This is a genomic window from Pseudarcicella hirudinis, assembly GCF_900115665.1.
GTDB classification, from domain to species: domain Bacteria; phylum Bacteroidota; class Bacteroidia; order Cytophagales; family Spirosomataceae; genus Pseudarcicella; species Pseudarcicella hirudinis.
Map to the genome: position 1 here is coordinate 1 of NZ_FOXH01000036.1, position 1,052 is coordinate 1,052.

Below are 1,052 nucleotides of genomic sequence, written 5' to 3' on the forward strand. Positions count from 1 at the left end.
AGGCTTTCTTTTTCACTCATTAAGCCCGTTTGATTAAGAAGGCTATGCAGTTGTTTGTTTGTGCTTGTTTTCATGCTTATATTCCATTAAATCATCAAGTGTTTTTAACATTTTTTCATCATTGAAGAATAAAAATTTGAATCTCCAATAATCATCTTTGCATTCAAGTTTAAATTCATCCCTGATATGGACATCATCGTAGTTCCATTGCATAATGAACAAGTCCCAGAAATTTGTATTTACAGCGATCTTCAAAGCTTCTTCAGGAAACCAGTATTCCAGGAATGCACAACCAAAATTCACTTGCGCCCAGAATAGCTGTTCTTTGCTGATATTAAGCTGTCTTCTGATTTCTGTAGTTGCTTCAATAGCCGTCTGAATCCTAGTCTTGTCCATAAAATAGAGTTGCTTTTTCTTCATTAATTTGATACTCACCTCCTTCACACCGTCCGCTTACTACCGCTTTTAAACCTTCCACATGCACAATAATTTTTGCAAGCCTTCTGCAAAGTTTTGCCTGAGCTGTATAGGGTTCTTTTCTGTCTTCATGTGCCAGGAATATAAACAGCACGTCTGGGTATTTATCTTTTAATTCAAGTAGTACATTCCCCTTCAGCTCGTCTTTAAATACTGTGATATTGTCGATTAGAACAACTTTCGGAGCGTTACGCCTACTTAGAAGCAGCTCAAGGTTTGAAAGTGGCACATATTCAGAAAAACCAATATTTTTTGACTTTTCTGTAATCCCTGCACGCCTACAAGCAGATACAAATTCTTTTTCTAGTCCTTCTTCTCCACTTATATAAAGTACCCTCTTTTTGAAAGACAGGTATTTAGCGAGTAATAGAGCAAACCATGTTTTACCGTTCTTTTCTTTTCCCCAAATCATCCAGTATCCAGAATCACTTGGAGAAGAACCAAATGCAAAAGACCAGGGAGCCTCAAACTTGAATGTAGAATGTTTCATTTTAAGAAGATTCTGAGGCGTTATGGCTTTAATCATTGGCATTCAGCATAATTAGTAGAATTGATTCAGCCCGTCTCAAACCGCC

At 37.1% G+C, this 1,052-nt stretch carries 2 protein-coding genes; both read right to left on the reverse strand.

What is annotated here, in order from left to right; genetic code table 11:
* Window positions 1–42 precede the first annotated feature (42 nt).
* A complete protein-coding gene (locus BM179_RS25015; RefSeq protein ID WP_092019882.1) occupies window positions 43–396 on the reverse strand; it encodes a hypothetical protein in 354 nt (117 codons plus the stop codon).
* A complete protein-coding gene (locus BM179_RS25020; RefSeq protein WP_143095328.1) occupies window positions 383–967 on the reverse strand; it encodes a P-loop NTPase family protein in 585 nt (194 codons plus the stop codon). The genes BM179_RS25015 and BM179_RS25020 overlap by 14 nt, the downstream gene beginning before the upstream one ends.
* Window positions 968–1,052: the final 85 nt, after the last annotated feature.

Excerpts from the sequence above, each read along its gene's own strand:
- BM179_RS25015 (WP_092019882.1), bottom strand. The coding sequence starts at position 396 with ATGGACAAGACTAGGATTCAGACGGCTATTGAAGCAACTACAGAAATC.
- BM179_RS25020 (WP_143095328.1), bottom strand. The coding sequence starts at position 967 with ATGAAACATTCTACATTCAAGTTTGAGGCTCCCTGGTCTTTTGCATTT.